The following is a 331-nucleotide window of genomic DNA, read 5'->3' as shown; positions in this document are numbered from 1 at the left end:
GAATCATTGGAGTTATGCGCATTGTTTTCTGGCAACAGCTCGGTATCTATGACTATGGAAAACATTGGATGGCTGTTTGTGTAACGGTAGGAGCTGCTTTGGTTGGGATCGTTACATTCGGTTCCTTATCTGGATCCATGCTTCCTTTTATTCTTAAACGCTTGAGATTTGATCCCGCAAGTGCTTCAGCTCCCCTTGTTGCAACTTTAGTAGATGTTATGGGGATTGTAATCTATTTTTCTGTTGCCTCCGTCATTTTATCTGGAACTCTACTTTAAAAAACGCATTTTCTGCAACTTAAAATCTCTCCTGTTTTAACAACAAAAATAGC

General features: G+C 39.6%; 1 protein-coding gene. It reads left to right on the top strand.

What is annotated here, in order from left to right; translation table 11 throughout:
• Positions 1–278 (top strand): magnesium transporter (locus ACFINO_RS10405; RefSeq protein ID WP_375655757.1); only part of this gene is annotated, 278 nt, incomplete at its 5' end.
• Between the last annotated feature and the right edge of the window lie 53 nt (positions 279–331).

Source organism: Bartonella sp. AA83SXKL, assembly GCF_042196965.1.
GTDB lineage: Bacteria > Pseudomonadota > Alphaproteobacteria > Rhizobiales > Rhizobiaceae > Bartonella.
This window is presented reverse-complemented; position numbering and strand designations above follow the sequence as displayed.